This is a genomic window from Niallia oryzisoli, from assembly GCF_043641075.1.
Classification (GTDB): Bacteria; Bacillota; Bacilli; order Bacillales; family Cytobacillaceae; genus Bacillus_BD; species Bacillus_BD oryzisoli_A.
In genome coordinates, this window is sequence record NZ_JBHZRC010000001.1 from 402,537 (window position 1) to 415,935 (window position 13,399).

At 37.4% G+C, this 13,399-nt stretch carries 14 protein-coding genes and 1 pseudogene; 13 read left to right on the forward strand and 2 right to left on the reverse strand.

Annotated features, from left to right (window positions below; genetic code table 11):
• Positions 1-35: 35 nt before the first annotated feature.
• From ACHUFV_RS02125 to ACHUFV_RS02160, 8 genes and pseudogenes are all read left to right on the forward strand, one after another.
• A complete protein-coding gene (locus ACHUFV_RS02125; RefSeq protein WP_394231958.1) occupies positions 36-452 on the forward strand; it encodes an SRPBCC domain-containing protein in 417 nt (138 codons plus the stop codon).
• A 171-nt stretch (positions 453-623) separates the two neighbouring features.
• Positions 624-1,595 carry a cation diffusion facilitator family transporter gene (locus tag ACHUFV_RS02130; protein ID WP_394231959.1) on the forward strand — a complete coding sequence of 324 codons (972 nt, stop codon included), beginning with the start codon at positions 624-626 and terminating at the stop codon, positions 1,593-1,595.
• Positions 1,596-1,735: 140 nt separating this feature from the next.
• Positions 1,736-3,412 (forward strand): spore germination protein, encoded by a 1,677-nt coding sequence (locus ACHUFV_RS02135; RefSeq protein ID WP_394231960.1) that lies wholly within the window; start codon positions 1,736-1,738, stop codon positions 3,410-3,412.
• Positions 3,360-4,469 carry a GerAB/ArcD/ProY family transporter gene (locus ACHUFV_RS02140; protein WP_394231961.1) on the forward strand — a complete coding sequence of 370 codons (1,110 nt, stop codon included), beginning with the start codon at positions 3,360-3,362 and terminating at the stop codon, positions 4,467-4,469. Before ACHUFV_RS02135 ends, ACHUFV_RS02140 begins: the two co-directional genes overlap by 53 nt.
• A pseudogene (locus ACHUFV_RS02145) lies at positions 4,450-5,667 on the forward strand (Ger(x)C family spore germination protein). The gene ACHUFV_RS02140 and the pseudogene ACHUFV_RS02145 overlap by 20 nt, the downstream one beginning before the upstream one ends.
• A gap of 18 nt (positions 5,668-5,685) precedes the next feature.
• The gene (locus tag ACHUFV_RS02150) at positions 5,686-5,883 is read left to right on the forward strand and encodes a CLC_0170 family protein (protein WP_394231962.1); all 198 of its coding nucleotides are present in this window, start codon (positions 5,686-5,688) and stop codon (positions 5,881-5,883) included.
• Positions 5,884-6,219: 336 nt separating this feature from the next.
• On the forward strand, positions 6,220-7,296 hold the full coding sequence (locus ACHUFV_RS02155) for a hypothetical protein (protein ID WP_394231963.1): 1,077 nt from the start codon (positions 6,220-6,222) through the stop codon (positions 7,294-7,296).
• A gap of 10 nt (positions 7,297-7,306) precedes the next feature.
• Entirely contained in the window at positions 7,307-8,284 is a 978-nt protein-coding gene (locus ACHUFV_RS02160; protein ID WP_394231964.1) for a hypothetical protein, read from the forward strand.
• On the opposite strand, the gene ACHUFV_RS02165 is transcribed toward ACHUFV_RS02160, so the two are convergent.
• Entirely contained in the window at positions 8,277-8,621 is a 345-nt protein-coding gene (locus ACHUFV_RS02165) for a hypothetical protein (RefSeq protein WP_394231965.1), read from the reverse strand. The genes ACHUFV_RS02160 and ACHUFV_RS02165 overlap by 8 nt on opposite strands.
• A 187-nt stretch (positions 8,622-8,808) precedes the next feature.
• Between ACHUFV_RS02165 and ACHUFV_RS02170 the strand changes: the two genes are divergently transcribed.
• A complete protein-coding gene (locus ACHUFV_RS02170) occupies positions 8,809-9,672 on the forward strand; it encodes a gamma-glutamylcyclotransferase (protein WP_394231966.1) in 864 nt (287 codons plus the stop codon).
• Here ACHUFV_RS02170 and ACHUFV_RS02175 read toward each other — a convergent pair.
• Positions 9,669-9,929 carry a hypothetical protein gene (locus ACHUFV_RS02175; protein ID WP_394231967.1) on the reverse strand — a complete coding sequence of 87 codons (261 nt, stop codon included), beginning with the start codon at positions 9,927-9,929 and terminating at the stop codon, positions 9,669-9,671. The two genes, ACHUFV_RS02170 and ACHUFV_RS02175, sit on opposite strands and share 4 nt — an antisense overlap.
• Before the next feature lie 382 nt (positions 9,930-10,311).
• Here ACHUFV_RS02175 and ACHUFV_RS02180 point away from each other — a divergent pair, with 382 nt between their 5' ends.
• The 4 genes from ACHUFV_RS02180 to ACHUFV_RS02195 all read left to right on the forward strand — a co-directional run bounded on the left by ACHUFV_RS02180 (position 10,312) and on the right by ACHUFV_RS02195 (position 13,334).
• Positions 10,312-10,749 (forward strand): SRPBCC family protein, encoded by a 438-nt coding sequence (locus ACHUFV_RS02180; protein ID WP_394231968.1) that lies wholly within the window; start codon positions 10,312-10,314, stop codon positions 10,747-10,749.
• A gap of 373 nt (positions 10,750-11,122) precedes the next feature.
• Complete coding sequence (locus tag ACHUFV_RS02185) at positions 11,123-12,376, forward strand: FAD-dependent monooxygenase (protein WP_394231969.1); 1,254 nt, start codon at positions 11,123-11,125, stop codon at positions 12,374-12,376.
• A 3-nt stretch (positions 12,377-12,379) separates the two neighbouring features.
• On the forward strand, positions 12,380-12,751 hold the full coding sequence (locus tag ACHUFV_RS02190; protein WP_394231970.1) for a YxiJ family protein: 372 nt from the start codon (positions 12,380-12,382) through the stop codon (positions 12,749-12,751).
• Between the two features lie 73 nt (positions 12,752-12,824).
• Positions 12,825-13,334 carry a DNA-deoxyinosine glycosylase gene (locus ACHUFV_RS02195; RefSeq protein WP_394231971.1) on the forward strand — a complete coding sequence of 170 codons (510 nt, stop codon included), beginning with the start codon at positions 12,825-12,827 and terminating at the stop codon, positions 13,332-13,334.
• Positions 13,335-13,399 lie beyond the last annotated feature (65 nt).

The window sequence follows — 13,399 nt, forward strand, 5'->3', positions numbered from 1 at the left end:
ACCGTCCTTTTGAAATGAAAGGATGGCGATAAGATATGAATAATCTTACTAAAATGAAAATAAATCGTCCGGCTAGTGAGGTTTTTGAGGCGTTTGTGGATCCAGCAAAGATCGGGAGTTTTTGGTTTTCATCCAGCTCAGAGCGGTGGGAAGCGGGGAAGATGGTAACATTGAGATATGATGAGTATTATGCTGAAGTCGTAGTAAAGATAACAGATATCGAAACAAATAGGAAAATTGTATTTGAGGATGAGGAAGGAAATACAACGACAATCACGTTGAAAGAAGAAAATCCTTCGACCACCATTATTGTAGTCAACGAAGATGGCTTTGATGAAAAGGATGTGGAGGGTTTAATTGATAATAAAGAAGGCTGGGTTTATATGCTAACTTGTCTAAAGGCCTACATAGAATGTGGAATCTCAACATTAAGAGCAGCATTAGTTAAATAAGACATCAACGTTGCAACCGTTTCATTATTGATGAAGCAGAGGGACGGTTCTTTCGCTTCCTTATGTGAACATTCAGATAAGGAAGCAAGAGAACCGTCCCTCTGTCAACATATTTATCCCTAAAGGGACAAATACTATTTGAAATGAAATTGTTTTTTAATGGAGGGAATTATGGCACAGAGGGAAAGTTTGTTAAAACAAGGGAATAAGTCGTCTCTTATTGCGGCGATTGTGAATACGATTATTGCACTGGTGAAAGGCGCTGCATTCCTTTTTACTGGAAATGTGGCGATGTTTGCTGAAACGATGCATTCCTTTGGGGATGCAGCAAACCAGTTTTTTGTATTTATTGGAAGCGCCCTGAGTAAAAAAATGCCGAATGATCGTTTTCCTAATGGTTTTGGACGGCTTGTCAATTTAGTTCTTCTTGGTGCAGTTTTAATAGTAGGAATCATGAGCTATGAAACCATTAAGGAAGGTTATCAGCATATTATACATCCTAATGAATCAAGCGGTATTGCGATTAATCTATCTGTATTAGCGGTTGCTGTTCTATTGGAGGGATTTGTACTCTATAAAGCAATGAAGGAGATTCTCCACGAAACAGGCTCTGAGGCGAAGGGACTTTCTATTGCCACAAAAAGCTTCAGCAGCTTAAATAAAGCAAAACCGGCAACGAAGCTTGTTTTCATGGAGGATTTAGTTGCTACCCTTGGCGGAGTGATTGCTATTGTTGGAATCCTGCTATCCTATTTTGCAGGCCTGCATGCTGCAGAAGGAATAGCATCTGTCATTATTGGTCTAATGATGTTTTTTGTGGTAGGTAGAGTATTTTTAGACAATGCAAAGGGTGTACTTGGTGAAGCAGATCAGGAGCTGGAAGCTCAAATAGCAGAATACATCTTTACTAATCCAGAAATTAAAGATATCCAAACACTGTTTGCTGTTAAAGAGGGAGAAGATTATCATATTGAAATGAAACTGGAAATTAATCCTTCACTAACAGTTGCACAGGCAGATGATATAAAGGATCGAATTGAAAATAAAATTCTCCAAATTAAAGGCGTTACGGACGTCATCATCGAATTCGACGAAGATGACGGCTTTCAAACATGGGAACGCAATCTAATACCGGGTAATTAGCGTTGAGGCAGAGGGATGGTTCTATTGCTTCCAATAAAGCAATTGAACCACCCCTCTGCCTTTTTATGCTTTTTCTTCTTCCATCATAGGAATAATTATGAAATTCTGGTGCATTCTAAAGATAAAAAAGTGGTGAAATCATGTTTATATTTCGCCGTCGCAAGCAGAAGAAGGCTGGCAGTAAACCAAGAGTGAACGAGATTCCTAGTAAAGCTTTAGAAGAAATTGAAAAAAATGATTTGACTGGATCAATTGAGACAACAGTCCAATTTATGAAGGAAATGCTTGGGGACAGTGATGACTTTTCTGTAAAGCACTTTCGAATTTTTGGACGATTTCATGCGGTACTGTTTTATTTTTCAAACATTACCGATAAAGACCGAATCGATAACGAAATATTAAAGCCATTAATGTATATGCCTGAGCATTTATTACAGAGAGAGATGTCCAAGCAAGAGCTGATAACCGTTCTGGTAGAAGAAACACTTTTCGATAGTCAGACCAATCGTGCAAACAAACTTGATCAGTTAGTTAATGTTATTCTGCGCGGCGAAACCGTTATTGTCATTGAAGGAATTACCGAAGCAATCCATGTTGGAACGAGAAAAATTGAAAAACGTTCCATTAAGTCACCTGAAACAGAGCAGGCTATTTTAGGACCAAGGGAAAGTTATATTGAGAGCATTGCAACCAATATCGCTTTGATTAGGGCAAGACTGCCGACTCCTGATCTATGTGTGAAAATGACGGAAATCGGTCGCCTGACAAAATCTATGGTTTCAATTTGTTATATAAAAGGTATTGCCAATGAAAAGGTTATAAAAGAAGTAGAAAAACGATTATCAGAAATTGATATTGATGCTGTTTTAGATATCGGCTATTTGGAACAATTCATTGAAGATAATCCTTTTTCACCCTTTCCACAAACACAAGCAACTGAAAGACCAGATAAAACAGTCGCCAATCTCGCAGAGGGTCGTGTGGCGATCTTGGTCGATGGCTCTCCATTTGCACTGTTAGTTCCTGTTGTGTTTAATCAATTTTATCAGACTTTTGATGACTATTCATCGAGGTTTCTCATGGGCAGCTTTGCCAGACTAGCACGGATGCTGGCCTTAGTATTTTCACTCATCTTTCCATCACTCTATGTATCATTTATCTCTTTTAACCCTGAACTGCTTCCGACAGAATTTGCTGTTGCGGTGGCAGGAGGACGGGCGGGAGTGCCCTATCCAGCAGTAATCGAAGTATTAATCATTGAGATCGCGATGGAGGTACTAAGGGAGGCAACCGTCCGAATGCCAAAGCAGGTTGGTGGGGCCTTATCCATCGTAGGTGTCTTGGTTGTTGGTGAAGCGGCAGTAAATGCGGGTCTAGCCAGTCCCATAACCGTTGTTGTGATTGCATTAACCTCTATTGGCTCTTTCGCGACACCTGCTTACGTTGCTGCTTTTGCACTTAGAATGCTTCGCTTTCCGATCCTTTTTTTAGCAGGGATTTTTGGTCTTTATGGAGTGGTAATCGGAGTTATCTTTATTTTCAATCATATGCTCTCCCTAAAATCATTTGGGGTTCCTTATATGTCACCGGTATCTCCAGGAGACTCTCAAGGTCTAAAGGATGTTATTATCAGAAGTCCATTATGGTGGATGCCAAAAAGACCAGCTTTTCTACAGCCAACGAATCGTGACAGACTGGGAGAAGTAAAAAATAAAGTGTTACAGCATAGTAAAGTGGGAAATGACCAGCGGGAGGAAGTACAGAATGGAGGATCCAAAAGAGGTCACAACGGTTCAGGCAGCGACAACCTTAATTAGTACGATTATCGGAGTAGGTGTACTGCCACTGCCGCTTTTTGCTGTAAGAGCAGGAGATACGGGAGCTCCGTTTATCACTTTATTAGGAATTGGGATTGCTGCATTTGGATTGTTTGTTGTTACAAAGCTTGGTCTACGACATTCAGATAAAACCATAATTACCTACAGTGAAGATATTCTTGGAAAATGGCTGGGGAGATTTTTTAGTTTATTTGTCATCGTGTTTTTTTCGATTTTAACGGCTCTTGCTGCGCGTGAGTTCGGGGCAGTCGTCATTACGGCAGTACTGCTTGAAACACCGCTGGAGGTAACGGTAATTGTTATGCTTTTATTAGCTGCTATTAGTGCACGGAATACGATGAATACCTTTGCCTATATACACAATTTTTACATTCCTATTATTTTGGCGCCAGTCCTAATAATTGTCGCTTTATCATTAAAAAATGCGAACTTTCTATATGTACGACCTTTTATTTCAAGCGGGCTACATGATAGTTTCTTTGGTGCCTTAACGATTGCGGCCTTATTCCAAGGCTCATTCATCATGACGTTGATTATTCCGTCAATGAAAAATCCAAAATCAGCTATGAAAGCAGGCTGGTGGGCCATTTTCATTTCGGGAGGCTTATATTTATTACTCGTTCTTGCAACTGTAGCAATCTTTGGAGCTGAAGAGATAAAAAGACTGTATTGGCCCACTTTAGAGCTTGCACGTACGACTTCACTGCCAGGAAATATTTTGCAAAGATTGGATGTTATTTTTATTTCGGTTTGGGTTATTGCGGTGTTTACAACAATTTTTGCCAGCTACTTTTTAACCATTCATTCGGTCAAGCAGCTGTTTCGTTTACAGGATCATAAAATGCTTGCCTATTTTATGCTTCCTTTTATTTTTATTTTGGCCATGCTCCCGCAAAACATTGTCCAGTTATACGATGTTATAAAAATCGCCGGAAGAGCGGGACTCATAGTTACTATTCTTTACCCCATGCTCTTATACATAATTGATGCAATGAAAAGTAAGATGAGGAAAAAGGGTGAGTCTAAACAAGCATAGATGGAGACAGATCCTTCTGTTACTAATAATCATGTCTCTTTTAACCGGTTGCTGGGACAGTCGAGAAATAGAGAAACGTGCGACGATTTTAGCTATTGGCATCGATAATGCAGAGCATAATGCTAAAAATGAAGAGGATGAAGTAAACCATTTAAAGGGAGCTAACCAAATTCCTAATGAACGAATGATTGAATTAACGGTTCAAATGGCGATTCCAGGAAGAATTCCACTTGGTCCACAGATAGGAGCTGGGGATAAAAGCCCCGTCTTGGTTATACAAGCAGTAGGTCACACGATAGAAGACGCCTTGCTTAATATTCAACAAGAAGTGGCAACTGAGATTTTTCTAGGTCATTTACGGTTAATTATTTTAAATGAAGAAGTGGCAAGAGCGGGTGTAGGTCGGTTTACTGATTATCTCAGACGCAACCCTCAAATTCGGAGAACGGCTTCACTCGTCATTTCAAAGGAAAAGGCCTCAGAATATATGAATATTAAACCGGAGCTTGAGCGTGTCCCGTCATTATATTTGGCCGAAATGGTTGATAGTTTAGTTCAATTGGGAAAATTCCCACCCACTTTTATTGGAATGTTTTGGAGCATCCTATCAAGTAAGGGACAAGAACCCTATTTGCCATATTTTAAAATAAAAGGAAAAGCCAATATCCAAATCAACGGCCTTGCCTACTTCAAAGGTGACAAAATGGTTGGGAAGACTAAACCATTACAAATTGGTGGTTTTATGGCTGGAATTGGGGCTGAAAAAGGAGGATATGCTCTCTTTATTAAAATTCCTGACTTAGAACAGGCTGTATTGGTTCGTGCAGTAGAAAGAAAAACAAGAGTGAAAGCAAGTATGAAAAACGGAAAGCCACATATTTTACTGAAAGTACGTTATGAATGTGAAATCGAGGAGGTCGAGAGCGTCAATCCCTCTAATATTAAAGAAGAAGAGTTACAAATACTTGAAAAAAAATTTTCAAGTGAAGCTACTAGAGCTTGAGAAACGTTAATTGTAGAGACCCAGGAAGTGAAGTCAGATATTTTTGGCTTTGGAGAGCATTTTCGGGCAAAACTACCTAATTATTGGAATAACCAGGTGAAAACAAAAGAAAACTGGCAGGATATCTATCAAAATCTAGCTTATGATGTAGAAATAAAGACAAAGATTCGACGGACCGGTATGAAAGCCAAATAGAAGGGATGTAAGATTACGATGTTTGGATTCATTGGATATGCTGTTTTTGTTTTTGAAATAAGCGGCTTTTTATTATTGATCGAAGATGTACGAGCCTATAAAAATGCAAAGTTAAAAAAAGAAAAAACAACAGCCAAACTACTAGGCTGGTCCAACATCATTCTAGGACTGCTTATCATCCTATCTAACTGGATCTATCAGCAATTGACTTGGTAGCAGGGGGACGGTTCTCATGCTTCCAGCTTAATTAAAACCATCCTATTAATGAGAATACAAGAAAAACGGGGACTTCCTATTGAAGTCCCTTCATATGTAGATACTCATTCTATGAAACCGTAACAAATATTTGAACAATTAGGTGTTCTTCTGTTTACCTTCATGTTAGTTTGATGGTACAGTCATTAATAAGAACATTATTAATGCTTTTAACTTGGAAAAGAAAAATAGTAATCTATAGGCATGCACCTTGTCTCTTTACTTAAAGGAAGACTGCCTGATTCAAGTTCAAAAACTCACATATATAAGAAATCTCTATGGAGTTGACGCTTTACAATGAATAAAGTAATAACAGATTACCATAATAAACGATATGAATGGGCATTCCATGCGAAAAAGGAATTCTTAGATAAATTTATTCAATTAGACGTGAAAAAAATGAATCTATTACATATTGCTGAAGACAATTCGATAGGCTCCGATATGAATATATCACCCTTTCTATGTTTAACAAACTGTCTCAACCTAGCGGAAAAAGAGAGGAAGCAAAAGGCTGAGGAAACCAATAAAGAATTAGAAAGGCTTGGGCACATAATCTCGGAAAAAAAGGCTGTGCTTGACCAGAAATTGAACTTTTTTCACATGAAAAATCACGAATATTTAAGTAAAATAGAGAAATATACTAGATTTTCTAATGAAATAGAAGCGATTATCCAAGAAATAGAACATACAAATCGTGAATTACTTGTGAAAAATATCCTGACATACGATGTAAAGCAAAAAAAGGCAAGTGTTCTTAATCAACATGCCCTACAATTACAACATTCGTTCGAAAAAAAGATTGATAATCAGCTTTCAGCAATAAAAGAGAGAGCAGAAAAAATAAACTTGTCAAAAGCCAGCCATTTAAAGCTGCCAAATTTGGATCCTATACCGAAAATTCAACAAAAAATAGATTCATATTGGTTAACAAGCCGATATGATAAGGCATTTAATCGAATGTGTCACAACGCAATTCTATGGGTCGAGCAATTGTATCATGCCTACAAGGAAGTTCTAACACCCATTTTAGATGAGGTTTTAATGCACCGGGATCAATTATTGATTGAAGCTGAAGCATTAAAATGTAAAAAAGAGCTGATCATTTCCGAATGGCTTACCGAACTGGCTGATAAGGAGAAAACACGTGACGCCCTGCGTGAAGAACACGTAAAAGTGAACGAAATGTGGGCACAGGATTGTGAGCATGCTAAGCAGCTCCAAGGCTATTTCATAAAGCATTGGCTGCGATACAAGGAAGAATTACAAGAGAAATTTCTAACAACTAATCCACAGGAGCGCTGGGCTGCTACTCAATATTTGCAACTCCTCCAGCAGGATGGTGAAAACATTATCGAATCTATGAATATATGAGGGGATAATAATGGTTAATACTGAATTACCAACAAAAAAGGACTATGAAGAGGCTATTAATGAGCTGAGGAAGTTAAATGATGAGCTATTTTATGAAGATTTTAAAATGAAAATGAAACAATTAGCTGATCATAGTGAGCATTTGACTAATAGCAGCCTGCAGGATTTTAAGAATGAAGCCGATCATATCCTCAGTCATACCGAAGACTTAGTGAGAAAGCTAGAAAGCCAGCAGACTGAAATGAAAGCGGCGATTGAACATCAGCAGCAGACAATCATTGATAAGAACCTGGAATTCATAGTGAATGAAAGAACACAGCTTTTAGCGGTGTATGAAAAACTTGAAAAAAGCATAAGTGAATTTAATGCACTAACATTCGCTCTCCAGCAAAATATAGAAAATAGTAATAAGGAATTAGTTGATAAGGCCACTTTGGCTGTGGCATCTGTCTCAGATCATATTAACGAGTTTATTCAAAAGCTTGCTCTAGCGGACGAAAAAAATAAAGAGTTTTTGGAGCAAAATCGAGCATATGTAACTTTGACCAAGAAGCAAATTACCGAAACGGAAGAAAAGTTAACCATAATGGGGGAAACGCTACAGCAGATGGATGAGCGCTGGGAAGACTTGTTTACGTCTTACGAAAAAAAGTATCAAGTCCATGAACAAGCATTAAAAAATCTGTTGGTGATTCGTGAAGAAGCACTGATTAACAAGGTTACACAGCTTCATGAGAACTGGAGCGTTCAGCAATATAACCATGATGAAGCGCATAAGTCAGAAATTCTACATTGGCATGAACAAGTGGCTGCCCATATTAAAGCTCAAAGCAGGCAGAACGAAAAAATGCTTGAAACCATTACAACCAATTTGTCCAGCAAGGCTGATTTAGTAAAGGTTGAAAAAAAACAATCCCTAAAAACCAATATTCTAATTGCCGCTGTCATAGCTGAAGCCCTATTAATTGGTATGCAGTTTTTTATTTAATTTGAAAACGCTGGTTTAGCTCATATTTCATTGCATCTTTCCAATATCTCATAGTGCCTTCTTTATATCCGCCATTGACTTTTACATAGAAGTTGTATTGGATGAATATTCCATCCCTTAGAGGCTCGAATATTTTTACGTTCTCTTTTCTAAGCTGTTGATTTGCTTGTTTTAACCTTTTTAGTGTTTGATCTAATTTTTCTTGGAAAAAGTGAACTTGGGGTGTTTTTTTTTGAGTAGCTTCGTTTAAACGTTTTGTTAAGACATGTACCTCTAAATCCAGGTAGATTTTTTCATCGATTAATTTTTCAAGCTTCTCAGATATATTTGCTTTCATTCTATTCACCTTTATAAGAACAAATGTTTGTATCGATATTATAATATGATTTTCCTATTAAAACAAATACAGACTTATTATTGCTTGGAAGATGGTTTATTATATAGCTTATGTATTTAACCATACATTACGTTAATTCGATGTTTAACAACGCATAAAAAAGATTAATCATATGAAGGGGATGATTATGATTCAAACTTTTAATGTATTCGTGTATGGTACATTACGGCAGCACGAGGAGAATTCTTATTTTTTACATGGTGCAAAATGTCTTTCATCTCAGTGCTGGACCTACGGAATTCTATACGATACAGGCTGCGGCTACCCGGCAATGGAAACGAGCCGTAATAAAAAGGTATATGGTGAATTGTATCAAGTAAATCATGAGCAGCTGAAAAGACTTGACCACCTTGAAGGATATGAGGGTGATGAGAAGGATAATCTTTATGACAGAATCACACAAACCATTTATACAGACACTGGTACAATACAAGCCTATGTATATGTATTTCTTCCTGACCAAACAGCGAATTTAGAGAAAATTTCTTTCGGTGATTGGAAATGTCACCGTTATATAAAACAGGATGAACTTTATTATTTTGCCTACGGGTCATGTATGGATGATGAGCGATTTCAACTTGCCGGAGTTGAAATGCAGTTTGAACATGTGGTTGGTTGTGGGATTGCTAACAACTTTTCACTCGCATACACGCGAAAAGCACATGATGGCGGGCGGGCGGACTTAATTGAATCAGGTGAACAGGTTGAAGGGAAGGTCTACCAAATTGAGCAAAAAACCCTTCATTACCTGTTCAAACGAGAAGGAGTCCATGCTCAGATTTACCGACCGGCTTTCATTGAGGTCACTATAAATGGGACACTTTATCAAAATGTATTGACCTTTTTAGTCATTGAGAAGGAAGAGGAAACAGCACCGCCAGAACATTATGCGATTGAAATTCTTCGCGGTGCTAAGGGCTTTGTCAGTGAAGAATATTATAAAAAACTGCAGAGCGATTTGGCTGAAAAGTTTGGTTTGAGACTTAATTAAAGGGAAGTGTTGCCCTCATCCAATGGTTGATCAAAAAAACCAAGGGCGCATTTAATTCCTTCTTCAATATTATTTGTTTCATACCCTGCTAAATCCTCTTGGGAAATATCCAATTTTGTTCCGGTCAGGGAATAACCGCTATCTAAATTAATATCAAGCAAAACCTCATACCCAATTGGTGTCTGCTTTACATTGATAATGTCATAATCACGGATGGCAGTTCCTGTTTGGTATAGAATGGGTTCTAATTCAGACATCCTATTTACCCTCCTTTTTCATAATTAGTAAGACTTCTGATTACAAAGCTATTATTTCTAGAAAAGCCTCTAATTATGCTGGGCGGTTTACTTTGATGATTCAAATGAGAGGATAATTTAGAATGGAATGAATTATTTCATAGAAGTTCTCAAATAAGAAAAAGGTATGACTGAAAAATAATTTAATCGCCTATTTTCAAAATATTAGTCAAATACCCATACACTTATAGTCAAAAGTACATAACAATATAGGGGTGGGTTTTAGTCATATCGTAAGAGCTATTAAGAACCGAATGGACCGCATGTTAAATGCGGTTTTTCTAGGTCATAATAAATCTATAACGATCAGTGCAAGATGAACCCAAAAAGGCAGGTGAAACATTTGGTTGATGTTTTGACAGAAATGGTTATTCATGCTCCAAGAGAAAGAGTGGCAGAATATGCTGCTAATCCTGATAATGCCCCAGAATGGTATGTAAATATTCAATCAGCTGTATGGCGAACACAAAAACCAATTGCCATAGGTACTCAGGTTGCATTTAAGGCGCAATTTTTGGGAAGGGAACTTTCTTATGTATATGAAATAATTGAATATGTTCAAGGACAAAAATTGAAAATGAGAACAGCAAACGGGCCTTTTCCAATGGAAACCATTTATACGTGGGAATCTATAAATGAAAATCAAACAAGGATGACTTTACGAAACAAGGGAAATCCAACAGGATTCTCAAGGGTGATGAAACCCTTTATGTCTCTCATGATGAAAAAGGCAAATAGGAAAGACCTCAAAAAATTAAAAAACATTCTAGAAAACGAATAAATACATATAAAATGCCAATCGCTCATCAAGAGTAAGGGCCTTTTTCATTATTTTTCCAGTCCATACATATAATCATAACCTCTATTTTTCAACTTACGTACTAGGTTATTGACGTTTTCATAATCCGTCCTAGTCACCAATTGATATGGATCATTTTCAGCAGGTGCTTCATTGGGAGCATAATTTTTTAATGGAACACATAAACATCTCTCTTCCTCTCCTCGGTCCTTTATATGCAAACATCAACTAAAAGTGTGAATGAAGCAGAGGGACGGTTCTCTTGCTTCCTTTTCAGCGCAATGTTCTCCTTGTATGATAAAATAAAGAATAAAAAAATAATCATTACCCTTCAAATATAAAGGCGGCAGCATTCATGAATATTAATACGACGATTTGTATTGTCGGTGGAGGACCTTCGGGTTTGTTACTAGGCTTATTACTAGCAAAACAGGGAATTGACGTGACTGTCATAGAGAGTAACGGAAACTTTGAACGTCAGTTTCGGGGAGAGGTATTGCAGCCTCGTTTTATACAACTCATAAGACAGTTGAACCTTGACACATATCTTGAACAATACGAATTGATAAAGCTTTCTTCAGGAGATGTTTGGAGTGGAAATCGAAAAGTGCTCTCTATCGATTACGTAACTGATACACCTGAAATCCCTTATGCGATTCGAATAAAGCAGTCAGTCCTGCTGCAAGCTTTATATAATCTAGCCAAAAAGTACTCAAGCTTTCATTTCTACTTTAACGCAAAAGCGAAAGCGCTTATCCGCAGTTCAGACGAAACCACAAAAGGTGTTGTCGCAGTAATAGAACAAAGAGAAGTAACCATTACAGCAGACCTTATTGTAGGAGCAGATGGCCGTTTTTCAACGATTCAAAGGCTCGGTAACTTCCAATATAAATACCATACCTATGATTTTGACATGATTTGGTTTACAATCCCAGCGCAGGAGATGCACGACTTTGGCATTCAATTCAAGGTAACTCCATTTAGTAATATGATTGCGATACCAAGCACTCCCACAAAACTCCAAATTGGTTTTACTTTAAAAAAGGGAGAATGGGAGAAATACAAAGAAAACGGAATTGTGACTCTAAGGAACCACCTAATCGAAGCATATCCTTTTTTGAAAAATGAACTCATGCAACTAACAAATTTTCGTCCATTCGTTCCTTTACAAGCCAAGACTTTTTTCGTTAATCAATGGTATAAAAAAGGCTGCCTCCTGATAGGTGATGCTGCTCATTGTTCCTCACCGTTGGGGGCAGTTGGACTTTCATTGGGAGTTGAAACAGCTACAGTTGCTGCGGGAATCATTACTGAATGTCTTCGGAATCAAGATATAGAGTTTAAAAAATTAGAATCATTAACCCATATTCGTTCGAGCGACATTTTACTTGTTCATCATATGCAAAAGATGTTGACTCAGCTTTTTATCAAAAACCCACCCTTTTTGAAAAAAGGTGTAGTGGGAATTATACCGATTGCTTCAAAAACAGTGTTTTCCAAGCTGGCTAAGCGAAAATTTTTATTAGGTTTAAAAAAGATACCGATTCAACCAAATCAAATTTTTACTGATAATGAAATCATGAAGGGGTCTTTTTATTTCACAAATTAAAGAATGGTAATAAATATAGATAAAAAGGATGAAGTTTTAAAACTCATTAAGGAAAGATTATACAACCCTTTTCCTTATCAAGAATTCGCTATGATTCAAGCGGATTATGAGGAAGTGACTTTGAATGAATGTCCCACAGGTGATTTAAACACCTATTGGTTAACTATCGCTGGAACGTTAAGCTATGTTCTAAGAGGGAGGGAAAACAGTATTCCAAAGGGGCAAATAGAATGGATGTATAAAACCTTCTTTGACTGCTTTCCGCAATTCAGCTTTTTGAAAACTAATCTATCTGACTATCCACTTCTTTATGAGGAATTTATGAATTATGAAACAGTACGACAATTATTAATTGAATATTTGTCTATTAAATAAAAGCAAAGGGATGGTTCTCTTGCCCCATGGAAGCAACAGAACCGTCCCTTTGCATCTATTTGGAGGGGTATTATTGAATAATCCATTGATTAAATCTCTAGAACCAATAGTGGATCAACAATCTAAGGTATTAATTCTTGGTTCCATACCAGGGGTGGAATCTTTACGGAAGCAGCAATACTACGGAAACCCGCGTAATCATTTTTGGGGAATTATGTACAGGCTTTTTCATCAGGAGGAACTGAAAACGTATGATGAGAAAATTACTTTTATCAAAAAACATCAGATTTCCCTTTGGGATGTAATTTATTCCTGTATCCGAGAGGGAAGTCTTGATTCCAATATTCAAGAAGAACTGCCAAATGATATTCCAGGTTTATTGGAGCAGTTCCCGAGTATTCAATTTATCGGCTTCAACGGCGGGAAAGCTTATGATGTTTTTAAAAAGAAAATCGGCTTTCATACCCTTAAGGATGTGCAGTATTTGAAACTGCCTTCTACAAGCCCGGTTCCCGGAAAAAATGTAAAATCTTTTGAAGAAAAAGTAATGGTATGGCAAGTAGTAAAGGATTATCTTGTTTAATTTGTACAATAAAAATGTGGTTCTCTTGATTCCAAAGGAAGCAAGAGAACCGTCCCCATGCGTTA

Bases quoted from the DNA above. Each gene is read 5' to 3' on its own strand.
- ACHUFV_RS02155 (WP_394231963.1), top strand. From the start codon at position 6,220: ATGAATAAAGTAATAACAGATTACCATAATAAACGATATGAATGGGCA.
- ACHUFV_RS02140 (WP_394231961.1), top strand. From the start codon at position 3,360: ATGGAGGATCCAAAAGAGGTCACAACGGTTCAGGCAGCGACAACCTTA.
- ACHUFV_RS02175 (WP_394231967.1), bottom strand. From the start codon at position 9,929: ATGTCTGAATTAGAACCCATTCTATACCAAACAGGAACTGCCATCCGT.
- ACHUFV_RS02160 (WP_394231964.1), top strand. From the start codon at position 7,307: ATGGTTAATACTGAATTACCAACAAAAAAGGACTATGAAGAGGCTATT.
- ACHUFV_RS02135 (WP_394231960.1), top strand. From the start codon at position 1,736: ATGTTTATATTTCGCCGTCGCAAGCAGAAGAAGGCTGGCAGTAAACCA.
- ACHUFV_RS02130 (WP_394231959.1), top strand. From the start codon at position 624: ATGGCACAGAGGGAAAGTTTGTTAAAACAAGGGAATAAGTCGTCTCTT.
- ACHUFV_RS02185 (WP_394231969.1), top strand. From the start codon at position 11,123: ATGAATATTAATACGACGATTTGTATTGTCGGTGGAGGACCTTCGGGT.
- ACHUFV_RS02150 (WP_394231962.1), top strand. From the start codon at position 5,686: ATGTTTGGATTCATTGGATATGCTGTTTTTGTTTTTGAAATAAGCGGC.
- ACHUFV_RS02125 (WP_394231958.1), top strand. From the start codon at position 36: ATGAATAATCTTACTAAAATGAAAATAAATCGTCCGGCTAGTGAGGTT.
- ACHUFV_RS02165 (WP_394231965.1), bottom strand. From the start codon at position 8,621: ATGAAAGCAAATATATCTGAGAAGCTTGAAAAATTAATCGATGAAAAA.
- ACHUFV_RS02190 (WP_394231970.1), top strand. From the start codon at position 12,380: ATGGTAATAAATATAGATAAAAAGGATGAAGTTTTAAAACTCATTAAG.
- ACHUFV_RS02170 (WP_394231966.1), top strand. From the start codon at position 8,809: ATGATTCAAACTTTTAATGTATTCGTGTATGGTACATTACGGCAGCAC.